Origin of the sequence: Naasia lichenicola, assembly GCF_004801885.1 — a bacterium.
Taxonomy (GTDB): domain Bacteria; phylum Actinomycetota; class Actinomycetes; order Actinomycetales; family Microbacteriaceae; genus Naasia; species Naasia lichenicola.
The window spans coordinates 584,695-603,296 of record NZ_SSSM01000003.1 but is presented as its reverse complement, the minus strand read 5'-3'; the positions used below and the strand labels follow the sequence as shown (position 1 = coordinate 603,296).

General features: G+C 68.2%; 18 protein-coding genes. 11 read left to right on the top strand and 7 right to left on the bottom strand.

What is annotated here, in order from left to right; translation table 11 throughout:
• Positions 1-5: 5 nt before the first annotated feature.
• Together E6C64_RS08015 and E6C64_RS08010 are read right to left on the bottom strand one after the other, a co-directional pair.
• Positions 6-812 carry a S8 family serine peptidase gene (locus tag E6C64_RS08015; protein WP_136427097.1) on the bottom strand — a complete coding sequence of 269 codons (807 nt, stop codon included), beginning with the start codon at positions 810-812 and terminating at the stop codon, positions 6-8.
• Positions 809-1,546 carry a GAF domain-containing protein gene (locus E6C64_RS08010; RefSeq protein ID WP_136427096.1) on the bottom strand — a complete coding sequence of 246 codons (738 nt, stop codon included), beginning with the start codon at positions 1,544-1,546 and terminating at the stop codon, positions 809-811. The genes E6C64_RS08015 and E6C64_RS08010 overlap by 4 nt, the downstream gene beginning before the upstream one ends.
• A gap of 124 nt (positions 1,547-1,670) precedes the next feature.
• Here E6C64_RS08010 and E6C64_RS08005 point away from each other — a divergent pair, with 124 nt between their 5' ends.
• The 3 genes from E6C64_RS08005 (at position 1,671) to E6C64_RS08000 (ending at position 5,134) form a co-directional block, all read left to right on the top strand.
• Complete coding sequence (locus tag E6C64_RS08005) at positions 1,671-3,386, top strand: MFS transporter (RefSeq protein WP_158437791.1); 1,716 nt, start codon at positions 1,671-1,673, stop codon at positions 3,384-3,386.
• A gap of 127 nt (positions 3,387-3,513) precedes the next feature.
• Positions 3,514-3,978: a hypothetical protein gene (locus E6C64_RS18945; protein WP_158437790.1), complete on the top strand. Its 465-nt coding sequence runs from the start codon at positions 3,514-3,516 to the stop codon at positions 3,976-3,978.
• 19 nt (positions 3,979-3,997) lie between these two features.
• Positions 3,998-5,134 (top strand): FecR family protein, encoded by a 1,137-nt coding sequence (locus E6C64_RS08000; RefSeq protein WP_158437789.1) that lies wholly within the window; start codon positions 3,998-4,000, stop codon positions 5,132-5,134.
• Between the two features lie 17 nt (positions 5,135-5,151).
• On the opposite strand, the gene E6C64_RS07995 is transcribed toward E6C64_RS08000, so the two are convergent.
• On the bottom strand, positions 5,152-5,538 hold the full coding sequence (locus tag E6C64_RS07995; RefSeq protein WP_136427093.1) for a VOC family protein: 387 nt from the start codon (positions 5,536-5,538) through the stop codon (positions 5,152-5,154).
• A 167-nt stretch (positions 5,539-5,705) separates the two neighbouring features.
• Between E6C64_RS07995 and E6C64_RS07990 the strand changes: the two genes are divergently transcribed.
• Together E6C64_RS07990 and manA are read left to right on the top strand one after the other, a co-directional pair.
• The gene (locus E6C64_RS07990; protein WP_158437788.1) at positions 5,706-6,752 is read left to right on the top strand and encodes a hypothetical protein; all 1,047 of its coding nucleotides are present in this window, start codon (positions 5,706-5,708) and stop codon (positions 6,750-6,752) included.
• A 32-nt stretch (positions 6,753-6,784) separates the two neighbouring features.
• A complete protein-coding gene (gene manA / locus E6C64_RS07985) occupies positions 6,785-8,047 on the top strand; it encodes a mannose-6-phosphate isomerase, class I (RefSeq protein ID WP_136427091.1) in 1,263 nt (420 codons plus the stop codon).
• Positions 8,048-8,148: 101 nt separating this feature from the next.
• Here the strand turns inward: manA and E6C64_RS19515 are convergent, their stop codons facing one another.
• A complete protein-coding gene (locus E6C64_RS19515; protein ID WP_269846372.1) occupies positions 8,149-8,283 on the bottom strand; it encodes a hypothetical protein in 135 nt (44 codons plus the stop codon).
• A gap of 95 nt (positions 8,284-8,378) precedes the next feature.
• Complete coding sequence (locus E6C64_RS07980) at positions 8,379-9,386, bottom strand: GlxA family transcriptional regulator (RefSeq protein WP_136427090.1); 1,008 nt, start codon at positions 9,384-9,386, stop codon at positions 8,379-8,381.
• An 86-nt stretch (positions 9,387-9,472) separates the two neighbouring features.
• Between E6C64_RS07980 and E6C64_RS18940 the strand changes: the two genes are divergently transcribed.
• Both E6C64_RS18940 and galE read left to right on the top strand, forming a co-directional pair.
• The gene (locus E6C64_RS18940; RefSeq protein WP_158437787.1) at positions 9,473-9,619 is read left to right on the top strand and encodes a hypothetical protein; all 147 of its coding nucleotides are present in this window, start codon (positions 9,473-9,475) and stop codon (positions 9,617-9,619) included.
• Positions 9,620-9,667: 48 nt separating this feature from the next.
• Positions 9,668-10,630 (top strand): UDP-glucose 4-epimerase GalE, encoded by a 963-nt coding sequence (gene galE / locus E6C64_RS07975; protein ID WP_136427089.1) that lies wholly within the window; start codon positions 9,668-9,670, stop codon positions 10,628-10,630.
• A 75-nt stretch (positions 10,631-10,705) separates the two neighbouring features.
• On the opposite strand, the gene E6C64_RS07970 is transcribed toward galE, so the two are convergent.
• The gene (locus tag E6C64_RS07970; protein ID WP_136427088.1) at positions 10,706-11,830 is read right to left on the bottom strand and encodes a DUF2510 domain-containing protein; all 1,125 of its coding nucleotides are present in this window, start codon (positions 11,828-11,830) and stop codon (positions 10,706-10,708) included.
• Between the two features lie 147 nt (positions 11,831-11,977).
• On the opposite strand from E6C64_RS07970, the gene E6C64_RS18935 reads away from it, so the two are divergent.
• The gene (locus tag E6C64_RS18935) at positions 11,978-12,130 is read left to right on the top strand and encodes a hypothetical protein (protein WP_158437786.1); all 153 of its coding nucleotides are present in this window, start codon (positions 11,978-11,980) and stop codon (positions 12,128-12,130) included.
• A gap of 74 nt (positions 12,131-12,204) precedes the next feature.
• On the opposite strand, the gene E6C64_RS07965 is transcribed toward E6C64_RS18935, so the two are convergent.
• Positions 12,205-12,729 carry a hypothetical protein gene (locus tag E6C64_RS07965; protein ID WP_136427087.1) on the bottom strand — a complete coding sequence of 175 codons (525 nt, stop codon included), beginning with the start codon at positions 12,727-12,729 and terminating at the stop codon, positions 12,205-12,207.
• A gap of 658 nt (positions 12,730-13,387) precedes the next feature.
• Between E6C64_RS07965 and E6C64_RS07960 the strand changes: the two genes are divergently transcribed.
• The 3 genes from E6C64_RS07960 (at position 13,388) to E6C64_RS07950 (ending at position 18,585) form a co-directional block, all read left to right on the top strand.
• A complete protein-coding gene (locus E6C64_RS07960; RefSeq protein WP_136427086.1) occupies positions 13,388-13,711 on the top strand; it encodes a WhiB family transcriptional regulator in 324 nt (107 codons plus the stop codon).
• A 253-nt stretch (positions 13,712-13,964) separates the two neighbouring features.
• Positions 13,965-17,054: a glycosyltransferase family 2 protein gene (locus E6C64_RS07955; RefSeq protein ID WP_158437785.1), complete on the top strand. Its 3,090-nt coding sequence runs from the start codon at positions 13,965-13,967 to the stop codon at positions 17,052-17,054.
• Positions 17,044-18,585: a DUF5719 family protein gene (locus E6C64_RS07950; protein WP_136427084.1), complete on the top strand. Its 1,542-nt coding sequence runs from the start codon at positions 17,044-17,046 to the stop codon at positions 18,583-18,585. Before E6C64_RS07955 ends, E6C64_RS07950 begins: the two co-directional genes overlap by 11 nt.
• Positions 18,586-18,602 lie beyond the last annotated feature (17 nt).

Below are 18,602 nucleotides of genomic sequence, written 5' to 3'. Positions count from 1 at the left end.
ACTCGCTACCGAGCGTTCGACGACAGGGCGTGCAGCACCGATTTGACCTGGAACACGGTGAGCTCGGGGTGCTTCGACAGCAGCAGGGTGACGAGCCCTGCGATGTGCGGTGCCGCGAAGCTGTTACCCGTCGCGGTGATGCTGCCTGTCGTCCAGGCCACGTCCACATCGATCCCGGGCGCCCCGAACTCGACCGGCGGACGCGGGTTGTAGGCGAGGGAGAACGGATCGTGCCCCTCGCGGGCCGCGACGGAGAACACCGACGCGTACTGCGACGGATAGGTCGGGCCCGGCACGTTGTTCGCGGCGCAGACGAGCATGAGGTTGCGGAAGTACGCCTCGTCCGCGAGTGCGTGCAGGGGGCCGAACCACTGCTCGCTGCGGCTGCTCAGGCTGAGGTTGGCGACCTGCATCCCATTGTCTATGCACCAGCGGATCGCGGCCGCGAACAGCGCACCGCGGGTGGTCAGGTTCTTGCCGAGTACCCGGACGCTGTAGATATCGGCCTCGGGGGCGAGTCCGCGGATGATGCCGGCGCAGGCGGTGCCGTGCCCGTAGAGATCCTCATGCGGCCCGTCGACGATCCGATATCCCTCGGGGGAGTCGTCATCGACCTCGAGGGCGACGCTGCCGGCCAGCCCGCCGACCCGCTCATGTTCGGCAGAGACGCCGCTGTCGATCACAGCGACCTTCACACCGGCGCCGGTCGCTTCGCCGAAGGCCCAATCCTGCGTCGGGGCGGGCAGCGGCAGTGCGACTGTGGGCTGCAGCACCGCGTCGTTGAACGCAGACGACCACTCGGGCAGCGTCACGCGCGGCGCCGGGAGTAGTCGACGGCCGCCGTGAGCACGGACAACGCGAACGTCTGGCCCGCTGACCCCGTCTCGGCGATCTGGTGGAAGGCTCGCGCGAGCTCGGCGAGTGGCCTGTCGTCGACCGACTCCACCAGCGCGTCGAGGGTCTGGCCGAAGTCCGCGGCGCCGGTCGCGCCCGCGAGAGCGGTGACGAGCACGGAGCCGAGGCGGTCGTAGGTGCGGGAGAGTCGCACGGTGGCGGCGAGCTGCGAGCCGAGGAGGCCGAGCACGTCCAGGTCGCGGCTCGTGTTCTCGTTCGTCGCCCGCGGATCCAGCACCTCGATCACGCCGAGCACCTCGCCGTCGTCGCCCAGCAGGGGAGCCGCGAGGATGGAGGTCGGAACGTAGTTCGTCTCCTCCGCTACATCGCGGGCGAAGCGCGGGTCGACGCCTACGTCGGCGATCGCGATGGGCTGGCCGGTCATGGCGACCCACCCGGCGATCCCGCGCTCGATCGGCATCGACCGTCCGGTGATCGCGGCGGCGCCGATGCCGTTCGCCGCGATGAAGCGGATCTCATCGCCCGACTCCTCGATCAGTGCGCAGGATGTCGCGGCCGCGTCGAAGAGCGCCCGCACTCCGGCCGTCGCCCGGCCGAGCTCGGCTTCGAGTGCGGACGGTCGGGTGGCGACGCCCATCGCATTGCCCAGGCGTGCGACGAGTGCGACGAGCTCGGGGGTCGGGTCGGTCATGGCGTCAGTCTGGTGTGCGGGGGACGGTGCTGACAACCAAGCGTCCGCAGCGCGCCGAGGTGCACGAATTCTCGCTCTTTCCCTGAGGGTTATCTATGTGGGACCATCGGCGCAGAAGTATGCAATGTCAGCACACTTCCTGATCAGCGGGGAATTAGCCGCAGCAGTCGAACGCCGGGAGCAAGGTGGCATCCGCATGGACCGCTACGCCGGCGCCCTGCGCTTCTACGACTTCCGTCTGCTGATCACCTCGTCGTTCATCAACTCGATCGGCAGCTGGGTCGCCCAGGTCGTCCTCGACGTCTACGTCTACTCGGTGACCGGGTCGCTCGGCTGGCTCGCGGCGATGGCCGCGGCGGGCTGGATCCCGGGCCTCCTCATCGCCCCGCTCGCCGGAGTGCTCGCGGACCGCGTCGATCGCCGCACGTTGATGGTGGTCTCCGCGCTACTGTCGGGCGTCGTCGGCCTCGCCGTCGTCGGCATCGTGATCAGCGGCGGACCGGTGATCGTCATCCTGGTCCTGACCATCGTCGCGTCGATCGTGCGCAGCCCGTATGGGCCCGCCGCCGGGGCGCTGACCCCCGAGGTCGTGGACGAGGAGAACCTGCCGACGGCCAACTCGCTCTACGCCGGGTTGGACAACATCGTCATCGTGATCGGCCCCGCGATCGGCGGTCTGCTCGTCCTCATCGGCGAGCCCGCGATCGGCGTCTCGATCAATGCGATCAGCTACTTCGCCGCGGCGGCGCTCGCGCTCGGCCTCCGCGTGCGCAGCAGGGGAGACGCGGCCCCCGGCGAGCGACTGGTCCGCCAGGTGCTCGACGGCGTCGGAGCGCTTCGCCGAACCCCGACCGCCGCGGTGCTGCTGCTGTTCGCTGCGCTCGACACGATGCTGTGCGGCGCGTACACGGTCATCTACATCCCGATCAGTCAGCACCTGGGCATGGGCAATCAGGGATACGGCTACCTGCTCGCCGGCATGGCCGTGGGCGGGATCATCGGCGCGGTCGTCGCGGATCGGCTCAGCGGCGCCCGCCGACTCGCCCCCATCATCGTCGGCGGTGTGCTCGTGCAGGCGATCCCCTATGCGCTGACCGCGTTCACCAACGTTGCGGCCGTCGGCATCGGCCTGCAGCTGCTGTCCGGCATCGGCATGGTGATCGTGGACGTCGTGGCGCTCACTGCCATCCAGCGAGAGGTGTCGGCAGGACTGCTCAGTCGAGTGCTGTCCCTGCAGGACACCGCCGCCCTGCTTGCCAGCGTGATCGGAAGCATCGGGGCCGCGGCTCTGCTGTCGAGCATCTCGATCGAGACGGCGCTCATCGCGATGGGCGTCGGCTTCTCCGCCGTCGCGCTTGCACTCTCGCCGCTGCTGCTCCGGGTGGATCGCGCGTCCGCGGCGCGAACGACCCTGCTCGATCATCGGGTGCGGCTGCTCGAGGCGATCCGGCTGTTCGCCCCGTCGTCGCGGACGGTCAAGGAGCGTCTCGCCAGCGCCATGCAGGTCGCGCACCTCGCGCCAGGGGACCTGCTCATCCGCGAGGGCGACGACGCGGACGCGCTCTGGGTGCTCGCCGAGGGCAGGCTGTCCGTCACCTCGTCAACGGCTGCGGGCATCCCGGATGTGTCCGCGCCCGATGTGGTCGGGGAGATCGGCGTGCTGACCTCGATCCCGCGAACGGCCACCGTGGTGGCCGCGACGTCGGCGATCGTGTGGCGACTGAGCGCGGAGGACTTCGTGGCCGCGGTCGAGCCGCAGCGTCAGCCACTGCTGCTGCTCGGTCCATCCATGGTCCGCCTGCGGCGGACCCATCCGGATCTCGTTCGAGCAGAGGCGTGAGCATGAACATCTCCGCCGGTCGGCAACTGAACACAATTTGTGTTCGCCAGCCGACAGTTCCGCTTCGCGCCACCACGCACACTTCATCTATCGCACCCAGCGACACCCCATCGAGAGGAACGAAGCAATGAACGAGAACACCGACACCACCCCGGAAGACACCACCGACGACGTCGCCGGCCACGGCCTCAAGCCCAGCCACATCGTCGAGCAGGATGACGTCGAGGGTCATGCCGCCCGGAGCGGTCGCGTCGTCGAGGAGGACGACGTCGAGGGTCACACCGCTCGTACCGGCCACCTGGTCGAGGACGACGTTGAGGGTCACGCCGCCGCGCACGGCCGAATCATCGACGAGGACGATGTCGAGGGTCACGGAGCGCGCTTCAACGGAGCGGTCGATGAGGATGACGTCGAGGGCCACGGCGTAGTCCGCGGTCATCTGGTCGATGAGGATGACGTCGAGGGTCACTCCCTCAAGTCCGGTCGCATCATCGAGGGAGACGACGTCGAGGGGCACGACTTCCGCAACCAGCCGACGCGCCCGCTCGTCGATGACGACGTCGAAGGCCACGCGGCCAAGATCGGCCACTGAACCTTCCCGACGGTTGAGCTTGTCGAAGCCCACTCGACCGGGCTTCGACAAGCTCAGCCACCGGTTGCCCCCGAACAGTGAGAAGACCATGCGTCGCATCGCCGCAGTTCCCGCACTTCTCGTCGTCCTTGCTCTCGCCCTGACCGGCTGCGGCGCAGGTTCGGGATCCGATTCCGGAGGTGCGACCGCTCGGGTGAGCGTTCTCGGCACGGATGTGCGACTCGTCTCCTCCGCTTCCAGCGGCTCGATCACCCAGTCGACCGAGGCCGTGGCAGGCGATCACGTCATCACCGACTCTGCGGGCCTGGCCGAGCTGAGGTATGCCGACGACTCGCTCACCCGGGTCGGGCCGGGCACCGACCTCACGGTCCTCGAGCTCTCCTCCTCCGACGCGCAGCGCACCGCGGTCTCTCTCGAGGTCGGCCAGACCTGGCATCGGGTGCAAAAGCTTGTGGCCGAAGACGCGAGATTCGAGGTCGAGACCCCCGTAGGCGTCGCGGCCGTGCATGGAACGGCCTTCGCCGTCGAATGCACTGACGCACCCGCCTGCGAAATCACCGTTCTCGACGGCGAAGTGGAGTTCACCCTGACCGACGGAACGTCGGTGACGATCGGCGCGAACCAGCGGACCACGATTCCGAACCCCGGCGGCGGCGATCCTGTCGTGGAAGACGTGTCGGCTGGTGAGTTCTCCGATTGGGCGTCCGCGAACTTGGCTCGCGACAACGGCGCCAGTTCGTCGCCGACGCCGACTGCGTCCACTCCGGGCCCGACGTTCGTCAAGGCGTTCGATCCATGCCCGGCGCCGCGGGAAGGCGACTTCCCCAAAACGCTGGTGGACGCCTACGAGGCGGGCATGCCAGCCTTCCTCCCTGAACCGTCGTGCACGGAGGTCCTCGGCGCGACGACGGACAACCCCTTCACCTGGGCCTACCTCTACGGAGGAACACGGGAGGATCTCGATGCCATAGCCGCGGTCGCCAAGGCGAACGGCTATACCGGAGACAGGGTCGAGATAGCCGGTGAGGTCTACGAGGGCGTCTCGTCCGAGTCATGGGAGCTCGACTCTCCTGCGGGCGAGCGCCTGTCGCTCTCCCTGATCGTCACCGACACCCAGACGAAAGGGCCGCTGATCATCGTCGACTGGGGCGCCTGACAGCGGGGAGTGGTCGCTCAGGCCTCGTAGACCTCGAGCGGAAGCCCATCTGGGTCGAAGAAGAATGCCATCCTGCGTCCGGTGTGCGGGTCGATCCGCACCTCCTCGCAGCGCACACCCTTCGCGGTGAGCTCGGCGATCGACCCTTCCACGTCGTCCACCTCGAAGGCGAGGTGGCGCAGTCCGACGGCCTCGGGGCCGGTCGGACGGGCGGGCGGGTTGGGGAACGAGAAGAGCTCGAGGATGTACTCGCCGTTCAGTGCGAGGTCGCCCATCCACGAGTCGCGCTCTGCCCGGAAGACCTCCGACTTCAGCGTGAAGCCGAGGATGCCGATGTAGAACGCCTTCGACCTCTCGTAGTCCGTGCTGATGACCGCGATGTGGTGGATCCGCCTGATCTGCATGTGCTCATCCTGTCGCCCGGCGGACTCCCTGACCGAATCAAGGAGTTTCGGCATCCCGGCCACCAGCTCATGCAGATCGGAGGGCATGGAATCGAAAAACTCCTTGATTTGGCCGAGGGAATGAGGTCTCGACTGGTGAAGATGTAGCCGTGCGAGGTCGGCGAGCGGTGGCAGTGGGTGCAGCGATGGTCGCGCTCATGCTGGCCGGGTGCTCGGCGGCAGCGCCCGCGCCCAGCCCCACGGCCACCGCCTCGATGACTCCTACACCCACGCCGACTCCCTCCGAGGAGCCGATGATCGACCCCGATCCGACCGCGATTGACGCGATCGATTGCGAGGCGCTGGCCGCCAGCGCGCGCGTCAGCATCTTCGGCGATCTCGCATTCAGCGGCGATCCCAGCAGCACCGCGGTCTTCGATGTATTGAGCGCCGCGGCCATCCAGGCCGGATGGGCCGATTGCAGCTGGACCGATGGAGCAGAAGATGGTGGGCAGCTCATCATCGACGTGCTGCTCGGCGGAGGTGCTGCGGCACCGGCGAACTGGGACGAGGGCAACGCCACTACCGCTGACTCGACGTACGACTGCTACGACGTGAGCGTCGGAGACACGTGTGTCGGCGACTTCGTGGTGGGCGTCGACTGGGTGCACATCGAATTCGCCATCGACTCGGACTCGGTCGATGATCCGTCAGTGGCCCTGCTCCAGTTGGCCCAACAGAGCGGCGCCTACCTGACCACTTTGGCGCGCGTTCCGTGGGTTCAGGCGAGCACGTGGGTGCTTCCGCAATCGTGCGATGGTCTCGATCCGGACGGATCCGTCGCTGACGCCATCGATGCGGCGGGGGTCGAGCCATCCGCGACGGACCAGCCGGGTGGCGCCACGCCTTCTTACTACTACGCCACCGCCTCGCAGCACCCGCTGCGCTGCTCGTGGGACGACGGAGATCCGGGGCTCTCCGTCGAGATGCTCCCCGGAGCAGGCTGGACCGAGCCGCTCATCGTCGCCCAGCCGGGCTACACGAGTCGATCGCTGCCGATGAGCCGAGGGTCGGTGCTGCTGCGCACCACCGCCGAGGGATACACCTTCGCCGATGTCTTCACCTCGGACGGATGGCTCGCGCTGCATGACGACCATGGGACCCTCTCCGACGAGCAGCTCGCCGCGGCGGCCGACGCCGTGCTCACTGTGATTTCTCCAGTTGTCGCCGAGTAGGTTGATCGACGGCACAGACCTGGAGGTTGCTCATGTTCCTCGGCATCACCAACGTCCCGCGGGACTATGCATGGGGCTCGACGACGGCGATCGCCGAACTGCTCGGGCATCAGCCGTCGGGGAAGCCTGAAGCCGAATTGTGGTTGGGCGCTCACCCGGCCTGGCCGAGCCGCATCGTCGACACGACGCAGAGCGATGGCATGGCCACCCTCGACGCCTGGATCGCCGCCGACCCCGCCCGCGCGCTCGGCGATGCCCGCACCAGCGACACTCTGCCGTTCCTGCTCAAGCTGCTCGCCGCAAACGAGCCGCTGTCCATCCAGGCCCACCCCTCGATCGCTCAGGCCGAGGCCGGCTACGACCGGGAGGACGCGGCCGGCATCTCCCTCGACGATCCGGCGCGCAACTACAAGGACCGCCTGCACAAGCCTGAGCTGACCCTTGCGCTCAGCGACACGTTCGAGGCGCTCGCCGGCTTCCGCGAACTCAGTCACACCCAGCTGCTCGTGGAGGAGCTCGTCGCCATCGCGTCGGCGCTGGGGTCGGAGCTCGAGCTGTCTGCGCTCGGCCAGCTCCGCGCGCAGCTCGACGACCCCGACCCGGCAGCTGCCCTCAGGGGCACGATGGCCTGGCTGCTCGGCGGATCCGACGGCTCGAAGCTCGCGATCGAGGCGATCTCACGCTTCGCGTCCGAAGCGCCCCGAGTCTCCAGCTTCGCCCGCGAGTACGCGACGATCGCCGAGCTCGCCCAGCGGCACCCCGGCGACCCGGGAATCGGCGTTGCGCTGCTGCTCAACCGCATCACCCTTCCGCAGGGGCAGGCCGCCTATCTGCCATCCGGCAACGTGCATGCCTACCTGGCCGGGCTCGCCGTGGAGATCATGGCGGCTTCCGACAATGTGCTGCGCGGAGGATTGACCTCGAAGCACATCGACACAGACGAACTGCTCGACGTCGTTCAGTTCACGCCGCTTCCTGCGCCCATCTGGCCGGCGGAGGACGGAGGAGCGGGAATGGAGATCTTCCGACCCGATGTGCCCGACTTCGCTCTCGCCCGGATCACCATCGGCGCGGCCGCCGAGAAGCACGGCCATCAGCTGAGCGGCGGCGCAGAGGCGACGTTCCCGCTTGACGGACCCGGAATCGTGCTCGTCGTCCAGGGCAGCGTCGCGATCGTCGGCGCTGCGACATCCACGATGCTCGAGCGCGGCGAGTCCGCCTTCATCACTCCGGACGAGGGCGCGCTGACCTTCAGCGGATCAGGTGTCGCCTTCGTCGCGACCACGAATCGGTAGGAAGGCGAAGCGGGCAGGCCCGCCTGGATCCTATGGCGTCGGGACTGAGACCCCTTGCCGGACAGGCATCACTATGGCCCGTCGGGCATCCGAAGTGGCCGTCAGGCCGCGGAGTCGAAGTTCGACCGCGTGAGGCGAGGGCGACTCTTCTCGCTCAGTGACATCGCGTGCCCGATCCCGAGGCCGAGCCCCACTGAGACGAGGCACCAGGTGAGCAGGATCGCGATGATGAGCACGCGACATTTCTAATGATTGGTGACGCTGGGGCAGGCTCGCGACACACACTTACCCTGCACGGTGCCCCGAAGAGGGGACACCGGTGCGAGACGAGTCAGGCGGGCTGAGGGATCCTCTCGCGTGACTCGACCGCATCGACGGAAGCGATATCGACGACCGGCCGACCGCCGAATGTCCGCCGATAGGTGAGCGGATTCACCTTCAGCACCTTGACGAAGTGGTGGCGCATCACGGCGGACGATCCGAAGCCGGTCTGCTGGGCGATCTGCTCCAGGCTCGAATCCGACACCTCGAGCAGATGCTGTGCGCGGATGATGCGCTGCCGGTTCAGCCAGGCAGCGGGTGTGGTGCCGGTCTCCGCGCGGAAGCGGCGCGCGAAGGTGCGGGTCGACATGATCGCCTTGCGTGAGAGCTGGTCGATGGTCAGCTCCTCATGCAGGTTCTCGAGCATCCAGTCGATGACCTCGGCGAACGAGTCGGACTGGCACTCCGGCATCGGCTGGGCGATGTACTGCGACTGTCCGCCGTCGCGCTGAGGGGGCACCACCATGCGGCGGGCGATGACGTTCGCAGCCCCCGCACCGAGCTCCTTGCGGACGATATGCAGCGCGGCATCGATGCCGGCCGCGGTGCCCGCGCCCGTCACGATGTTGCCCTCCTCGACGAAGAGCACGTCGGGGTCGACATCGATCAGCGGGTAGCGAGCGGCCATCTTCTCGGCGTGCATCCAGTGCGTCGTCGCCCGGCGCCCGTCGAGCACCCCCGACTCCGCCAGGTAGAAGGCACCGCTGCAGACGCTCAGCACCCAGGCGCCGCGAGCGGCTGCGTCGCGGATGAGGTCGAGGATGCGCGGATCGAAGCCTGTCCAGTAGTACGCCGGAATAGCGATGAGGTCCGCGTCGGCCGCCTCCCCGAGGCCGGTCGGCACGACCAGCTGCAGGCCGTGGCTCATCGGAACGGGACCCGGCTCGGCCGTCACGACATGGAAGTCGAACGCAGGGCCGCCCATCTCGGTGCGGTCGATGCCGAACACCTCGCAGACCACCCCGAACTCGAAGGGAGGCATTCCGGGCAGGGCGACGACGGCGATCTTCTTGAGCACTGCATCCTCCGATGTGGCCGAAATGTGCTGGTGGGCGGCAAGCCTGCCAGTGTTGGCGAGAAATCGCAATGCGTAGCGTTTCTGCCATGTTGATTCTCGGAACAGTCCTCCTCTTACTGGCTCTCATCGGCATCGCCTCCTCGGTGACGATGGCCGTGCGCGACGGCTACCGCCAACGCGACGACGAGCCGCACAGCGACTACGCCGACTTCGCGGGAGCAGTCCGCCGGTAGGTGCCCGCCGTTCGTCGGCCTCCTGCCGCCCGTCGATAGGCTGACCGCATGTCATGGTTGGTCACCGGCGGAGCCGGCTACATCGGGGCCCACGTGGTCCGTGCGTTCATCGAGGCCGACATCCAGCCTGTGGTGTTCGACGACCTGTCGAGCGGCTTCCTCGACTTCGTCCCGCCCGAAGTCACGCTCGTGCACGGCACCCTGCTCGACGGGCCCCTGCTCATGCGTGCCTTCGAGGAGCACGACATCACCGGAGTCGTGCACCTCGCCGGCTTCAAGTACGCCGGCGTCTCGGTGCAGAAGCCTCTGCATACCTACGACCAGAACGTCACCGCCATGGCCAAGCTGCTCGCCGTCATGCAGGACCACGACGTGACGAACATGGTGTTCTCCTCGAGTGCCGCGGTGTTCGGCACTCCTGACACAGACTTGGTGACGGAGCAGACGCCGACCCTTCCCGAATCGCCGTACGGCGAGTCGAAGCTGATCGGCGAGTGGTTGCTCCGCGATCAGGCCAAGGCCACGAAGCTGGACCACACGTCGCTGCGCTACTTCAACGTCGTCGGATCGGGCTATCCCGATCTCTACGACGCGAGCCCGCACAATCTCTTTCCCCTCGTCTTCGAGGCGCTGCTCGCAGGCAAGACGCCGCGCATCTACGGCGATGACTACGCGACTCCGGACGGCACCTGCGTGCGCGATTACATCCACGTCGCCGACCTCGCCCTCGCGCATGTGACGGCCGCCCAGCGCCTCGAGGCCGGCGAGTCGGTGGAGCGGGTCTACAACCTGGGCAGCGGCGACGGCGTCTCCGTGGCGCAGATCATGTCCGCCATGGCCGAGGTCACGGGGATCGCCTTCGAGCCCGAGGTCGCACCGCGGCGTCCGGGCGACCCGGCGCGCATCGTCGCCAGTGGCGAGCTGGCCGCACGCGATCTCGACTGGAAGATGCGGCACACCCTCGCCGAGATGGTCCAGAGCGCCTGGGACGCCCGCCGCAACGCCGCTTAGGACAGGGAACGGGTTCAACTGTCCTCAGCGGGAGCTTCGCGGGTGGCCGAGTCCACCCGCGCGGCTTCGATATCCCTACGTCTCCGATCCGCTGGTCAGCTGAAGCAGATCCGTTGCAACCTGGTCGTACCAGATCCCGCAGATGTCGGATGTTCCTCCGCCCTCGGCGGGCAGATAGCAGTTGGCGCGGACGACGAGATTGCCGCGCTGCATCTCGACTGTCTCGAAGTAGTAGGCGTCGCCGTTGCTCAAGCCCTGCTCCTGCCATCCGGTCGCGGTGATACCCGACGGCAGATCGGTGCGGATGGGCGCGACCGAGTCCGCGTGGAAATTGTCGGTTCCGTAACCCGCAGCACATAGCCCGATCTCGGCGTCGGTGTTCGCGAGCTGAGCGAACGCGGCGGCCTCATCGGGGAACACGCGTGCGTGCGCCTCGAGCGCGTCGGTGTCCGTTCCATAGGCGCCCACCGCGGCGATCGGATCGAGTGATCCCGCGTCGGTAGAGCTCGTGAGGGGTTCATAGAAGTTGAGGTCCTCGCACTCGGCCGGAGCACCGTTGTACTCGAACCATTCGCTGTCCGCGGTGGCGAGACCGTCACCGGCGGTCGCGTCGGTGAAGCTCGAATCGAACGCCTCATAGTCTGCAGGCAACAGGGCGTTGCCGACTGCGAAGACCGTGAGGTCATCGGCGGTGAACAGATCGCCTGTGTCCTCAGGGGCCGCTGAAGGAGTCGGGTCCGATGGTGACGTCGGCACGGGAGTGGCGGAGCTGTCGGCCAGAGTCGGCAGGCCGCGATTCATCAGATTGACGACGGCGAACACCCCGCCTGCGATGACCAGCAGGACCACGACGCTGGCCGCGATGATGACGATCGGGATCCACGCGCGGCGGGGCCGCGCGGCGCCAGGAGCGGTCGCGGGGGAGTGCGCGGCGCCCCTGGGGACGGCAGCCGCATACGGAGGGACCGATGCGGAATTCGCATACGGCGGGGTTGTAACGGGAGTGCCCGTTTCTACGGGTGCGGCGGCGGTCGGAGCGGTGAACGTCGACCGTTCGTATCCGGTTCCCGAGGCGGCCGACGCCGGAGGTGCTGGTGGCGCCGCAGGGGCTGTGTGCTGCGTCCAGGCGGTGCCGTCCCAATACCGCTGGAGGCTCGTGTCGGTGTTGTCGGGATACCAGCCGGCAGGGATGTTGCTCATGAAACGCGACTATATGACGCATCGCCGACGATGCGCATCGCGACCGTCAGAGGAGGCGACGGTGCGGCGTCGGTTGAGAAGTCGACCTTTCGAGTCACAGGTACGCCTACTAGCGTGTCCGCGGGATGGTTCGATGAGGAGAGAGCTGTGATCTCGATCGTCCCGCCAACCGCCGCTTCGGTACGTGCATTCGTTGCTCTCGCCTTCCAACGGGCAGGTTCCGCCGTCTTCGCCACGCTCCTCGTCGGTCTCGCACTGCGCGACATGCAGCGCGAGCTCACGCGCGGGTCGCCGAACTGACGAGCGGCTCGCCTGCCGTTCGGCGCTGGGCGCCTCGGTCGGTCGGTCTCCATGGATGAGATCGATCAGACGCTCTACAGCGCGCGCTTGGCTTTCAGGAAGAGCAGGGCTCCTGCAGCGATCAGTGCGACGAGACCGATCGCGTAGGCGTAGTAGGCGTCGACGAGTCCATTCGCGCTCATGAGCCCGAGCAGCGCTGCGACGACGGTGGTCGCGGCGGCGAACGCGAGAAGAGCGAACATGATCGCGACGCTCGCATCCAGCGTTGCGGCCGAGTGCAGCCTGCGATGCAGGTCCGAACCGACGTCCTGTCGCACGCGCAAGACCAGCCAGGCGGCCAGTGCAACCACGATGGCGGGTGCAACGAGCAGGAGTATCGCGCCGAATTCCGGTCCGATGGATCCGTTGCTGACCCAGCCCTGGTCCCGTGTCATCTGGATCATGATGAAGTAGACGGGAAGCATGATCCGGAAGAGCGTGCGGATCACACGAAGTCCAGCGAGCCGATCCTCCCGAGCGGCAACAGCCCGCGCGGCGTCCTCAGACGTCAGCTGACCAACAGTCGTAGGTGAGAAGCGCGGAAGTCCTGCCTCGGTCATCGCTCGATCCCCCTATATGTCGACCCTCGCGACACCCCCGCATCGCGCCTTCAACGTTGCCACTCGAGTGCGCAGAGCGACAGCCCGCGAAGGAGGCGCACGCTGATCCGAGGCAGACGAAGCCGCGGCCACCGGATCCGTCGATCATCGACGTCCCGCGGCGATGTCTGCGGCTCGTGACACTGTTGACACCATTCGACCCGGGGATGCATCTCAATCTCTTCGCGCACCTCCGACACGCCGCTTCGCATGGACGCCTCAGATGATTTCCCGCACATTTTTTGCTCACTTTTCGAGACACCTTTCGACGGCGCCCACTTGATTTGTCCCCCGGATCGGGGTTCAGACACGCCGAATGGCGGGTGACATCCCGTTGGGGGGTATGGCCCCCAATACGGGGGGCAGGGCCTTTCGACGAATTCCTGACTGAAACGGACTTTCAGGTGCGGATTCCGCGCGTGTCGCAACGGATTGCATGGCTCCCGAACGGGGGCTGAGTTGCAGATGTGTTTCGCCAGTGTTAGCGGCGCGGCTGATCCGGGTCCCTTCGGAGCCGGAGCTACCATCTGCGGCTTGACGTGCGACTAATCACACCGCTGTAATTACCCCAGACGCATTCGACCACCCAGGTCACTTGCCGATGGGGAGACTTTTACATATGACGATTTCCGAGCAGCGGACCGGGGTCCCACAGGACTGGTTCGTCGACCCGGTTCGCCTAGGCGTTCCCGGAGTCCGCAAGACCCACGTCGACGACAGCGACCAGCTGGCCTGGCAGGCCGACTCGCTCTGCGCGCAAACCGATCCTGAGGCATTCTTCCCAGAGAAGGGCGGATCGACTCGCGAGGCCAAGAAGATCTGCACGAGCTGCGAGGTCAAGCAGCAGTGCCTCGAGTACGCACTCCAGAACGACGAGCGGTTTGGCATCTGGGGCGGCCTGAGCGAGCGCGAGCGTCGCAAGCTCCGCAAGCGCGCCGTCTGAGGCCCACATACTTCCGGCGGTCACACTCCGGTACACAGCTGGCTCCCGCCTAGCGGGTTCGCCACAGCGAAGGACTCCCTCGATTCGGGTTCGAGGGAGTCCTTCGTGGATTAAGGGACTGAAGCGAGCGAATCGAAGGCCGAGCTGCCCAGTTCTGCCACCTATGCGGCCGTCCGGGCGACAGAACTGGGCAGTTCGCGGCTGCCCGGGGTGTCGGCCCGGGGCGCTGGCGGGCGACGCCTACCGTGGCATGGTGCGGCCGAAAGTAACGATCATCGTGGTCGCCCATGACGGGGGCGAGTATCTCGAGCGCACCCTCGAGGCCGTCGCGCGCCAGACCTTCACGGTCCACGAGACGATCGTGGTCGACACCGGCGTCAAGTCGCGCGTCACCGGGTCGCCTTCGGGCTCAGGACCTACTCAGCACATCGCGGCGCCGTCCAGGCTGAGCTTCGGCGGAGCCGCCTGGCATGCCACCCGCACCATCGCGACACCGACGGGTGAACACGAGTGGCTGTGGCTGCTCAACGCCGACAACGCGCCCGCGGACAACGCCCTCGAAATGCTGGTCCACGCCGTCGAGGTGTCCCCGTCGGTCGTCGTGGCCGGACCCAAGCTCATGCAGTGGGCCGATCCGGGCTACATCTACTCCTTCGGCGAGACGATGACCCCGCTCGGCACCTCCGTCGAGGTCGCCGAGCCAGAGCTGGACCAGTCGCAGTACGACCGGCTGAGCGACGTCATGGGCGTCTCCTCCAGCGGGATGCTCGTGCGCCACCAGGTCTGGGAGAAGCTCGGCGGCTTCGACCCCGGACTGCCCGCCACCGACGACGGCCTCGACTTCTGCGTCCGCGCGCGCCTCGCCGGTCACCGCGTCACCCTCGTCCCGGGCGCCAAGGTGCTCTCTGCCGGCCGTCGTGCGCCAGGGTCGAAGATGCTCGGTCCTCGAGCGTCTCGCGGCAAGCGCGCCCGTGTCGCCCGCTCGGCCCAGCTGCACCGCCGCCTCGTCTACTCGCCTGCGGTCGCCACACCCCTGCACTGGCTGAGCCTGCTTCCGCTCGCCCTAGTGCGCGCCATCGGGCAGTTGCTGCGCAAGCGCCCCGGCAGCGTGATCGGCGAGTTCGTCGCGGCGATCGGCGCGGCGCTTGCCATCCCGTCGGTCGTCCGCGCGCGCAGCCGCCTCGCCCGCGCTCGAACTGTGAGCTGGAATGCCACCGATTCGCTCCGCTTGCCGTGGGCGGAGGTGCGTCGACGTCGCGGGCTCGCGCGGGACGACGCCGCCATCATCAAACGCGCCGGCCGTCACGAGCTGCGGTTCTTCACCGGCGGTGGCGCGTGGACCGTGGTCATCGCCGCACTCGTCGGCCTCGCTGTGCATATCCCGCTGATCGGCGCCTCCTCGCTGACCGGCGGAGGAATCCTCCCGCTCGGCAGCATCGGCGAGGTCTGGGGTCAGGTCGGCTACGGCTGGCGCTCCGTCGATGCGGGCTTCGTCGGCGTAGCGGATCCGTTCAGCTGGATACTCGCGCTGCTCGGCACTCTCACGTTCTGGTCCCCGTCGCTCAGCATCGTCCTGCTCTTCCTCGCCGCGTTCCCCATCGCCACCGCCGGCGCCTGGCTCGCCGCCGCCCGACTCACGCCCAAGCCGACCCTGCGCGTGGTCGCAGCCGTCCTCTGGACCCTCGCGCCGCCGTTCCTCATCTCCTTCGACGAGGGACGGATCGGCGCCGTCCTCGTGCACCTGCTGCTGCCCTGGCTCGTCTTCGCGGCGCTCTCCGCGCGACGCTCCTGGTCGGCGTCCGCGACGACAGCCCTGCTGGCCGCAGCGGTGGCAGCCTCCGCGCCCTCGCTGCTGCCGGCGCTGACCGCGCTCTGGCTCGTCTCCGTGCTCATCTTCGCCAGTGCGGGCAAGCACGGCCGCGGCTGGCACCGGCTGCTGCCCCTTCCGCTCCCCGTCGCCGTGCTGTTCCTGCCGCTCACCGCTCAGCAGATCGTGCGCGGCAATCCCCTCGGCGCACTCGCCGATCCGGGCATCACCCTTGCTCCGACGCCGCTGGCCAGTGGCTTCCTTCCTCCTCAGGTCTCCTCGGCGCTGCACCTCGTCATCGGCGTGCCCGGCGGATCGAGCACGGGCTGGCAGGGCGTGCTGGACACGCTCGGCCTCGGCGCGATCGCGCCGGGACTCGTCGTCGGCGTCCTTCTGCTGCCGCTGCTCGTGGTCGGAATCGCCGCCCCCTTCCTCCGAGGAACGCCCAAGGCGATCGCCTCGCTCGGCATGGCGGGCCTCGGCTTCGTGACGGCCGTCGCCGCCAGCCGCATCGCGGTAGCGAGCATCGGGGCCGACGCCGTCACCCTGTGGCCGGGCCCCGGATTGAGCCTCTACTGGATGGGGATGCTCGCCGCGGCCGTCTTGACCCTCGGCGCTAACGAGGCCGTCGCGGCCCGTGCCCTCCGCGGTCTGCTCGGCACGGTCGCCGTGATCGGGGTTCTCGTGGCCACCGTTCCGATGCTCGGCGCATCGGCGTTCGGCACCGCACTGGTGGGGTCGGGCGGGCGCGGTCTCCCCGCCCTCGTACGTGCCGAAGCGGTGGCCGATCCGACGCTCGGAACCCTCACCCTCGCCGCGCAGCCAGGCGACGGCGTCGAGGTCGGACTCGAGCGCGGCCTCGGCGGCACCCTCGATCAGCAGTCCACGCTGGCGAGCACGGCGGGGGACAACCTCTCTGACGACAACGAGCTGCTGTCGGAGCTCGGGGGCAACCTGTCCTCGACGAGCGGCTACGACTTCACCACCGCGTTCGGAGAGCTCCGTGTCGGGTTCGTGCTGCTGGCGCCGCCGACCGCGGCCACCGCGGCGATGCACGACCGAGCGGCCGCCGCGCTCGATGGCAACTCCCTGCTCAGCCCTGTCACCCGCACGACGGAGGGATCCCTCTGGCGGTTCGTCGGTCTCGACGCAGGGCTGCCGACGGCGGCGCCGAGCGGACCGGGCAACCTCCAGACCTCGACCGGGGTCTTCATCCTCGGCGCTCAGGCGCTCGTGCTCCTGCTGACCCTTCTTCTGGCATTGCCGACCAGCGATCTCGCCGACCGGATGCGCCCCGAGCGCGAAGCCCGCCGCGGTTCCGGACTGCGGGGCGTTCGCGCCGCAAAGGGGACCGTGCAGCCGGTTCGACCCACCGGCTGGGATGCGCCCATCCGACCCATCACGGCGCCGGTGCCGACATCGGCCCCCGAGCCGGTCCGCCGGACTCCGGCGATCGTCAACGCCTACGACCCCGTCGACACGGCGGAGTTCCAGTTCACCCCCACCAACCTCGCAAAGGGGCGTCGTGGCGAATAGAGCCCTCGTCATCACCGGCCGGGTCACGAGCGGCGTGGTCGCGCTCGGCGCCGCCTTCGTGCTCATCGCTGGCGCCTCGGTGCTGCCCCTGCCCACCCTCGACACCAGTGCGGAAGGCGTGGAGATCACGCCCGTCTCCGTCGGCCAGGAGCGCGTCTGCCCAGGGCCGCTGCTGCGCCTGGGTGACGCGAACGGTCAGGGCGCCACGACCGTGAACGCATTCGGGGCGGCGAACATGGTCTCCTCCTCGGGTGCCGCCACCCTCACGCCCAGCCCTCTGCAGGACGTCGATGTGGTGTCCTCCCAGTCGGGCCAGACCTCCGCTCTGCTCAGTTCGACGACCGCCACCGTCGCGTCCGATCTGCTCTCCGGAGCGCAGGCCCAGACCGCCTTCGAGAGCGATGCGTTCGGACTCGCGGCGATCTCCTGCAATGAGGGCGGCGCCACCAGCTGGATCGTCGCGGGTGCGACCGATACCGGCCGCACCAGCCTGCTCCTGCTCGCCAACCCCAGCCCTGTGCCCGCGACCGTCGACATCTACCTGTACGGCGTCGAGGGTCCCGTCGAGGCCGGTGGCCTGAGTCAGCTGATCATCGCTCCCCATACGCAGCGCGTGCTGCCGCTGTCCGGCTACGCACCGGGCGACGCGCAGCTGGCGATGCGCATCGACAGCACCGGCGGGTTGATCTCGGCCACGCTCGAGCAGTCGATCGTCCGCGGCCTGGAGCCGGGTGGCGTCGACCTCGTCGGTCCGTCAGCAACACCGTCACGCACCCAGATCATCCCCGGCGTCCGGGTCGCCACCTCGGCCGCGCGCGATCAGCGCGCGCAGGTGGGCGGATCCCAGGATGTCGAGACGACGCTCCGCGTCATGGTGCCGGGCGCGGACAACGCCACGGTCACGGTCGGCGTCACCGGTGACACGGCGGACGCGCTCGGCACCTCGCTCGAGGTGACCGCACGCTCCGGAACCGTCACCGACATCCTCCTGCCTGGCCTGACCGACGGCACCTACACGGTGACCGCGAAGTCGAACGTGCCCATCGTCACGGCCGTCCGCGCGTCGGTCGTCTCACCTCCCGACGACAGTTCGTCCGAATCGGATGACGAGGAGGAGGAGGACGAGGAGGAGACGACCGTCTCCCAGGGCGGTGAGCTCGTATCGGGCTCCGGCGCGGACGTGACCATCGTCGATGGGGAGCGGATCGACCTGGCCTGGTTCGCCAGCGCATCTGAGCTCGAAGAGGACACCACCTTCGCAGTAGCCGGCGGGCCCGCGCCGCGCCTTTCCCTCGTCAACTCGGGCGACGCGGACACCTCTGTGACCCTGACGGCCGCCGATGGCACCGCGCAGGAGATCGCCGTCCCAGCCGGCGGAGCTGTCAGCGTCGATGTGGGCGTCACCTTCTACACGCTGTCCAATGTGGCCTCTGTGCGAGGAGCCGTGAGCTTCCAGGGAGACGGGGCGCTCGCGTCCTACCCGGTGCGCCAGGCGAATCCGCTGGCCACTCCGCTCACCGTCTACCACTGAGGTCTCCCGACCCATCG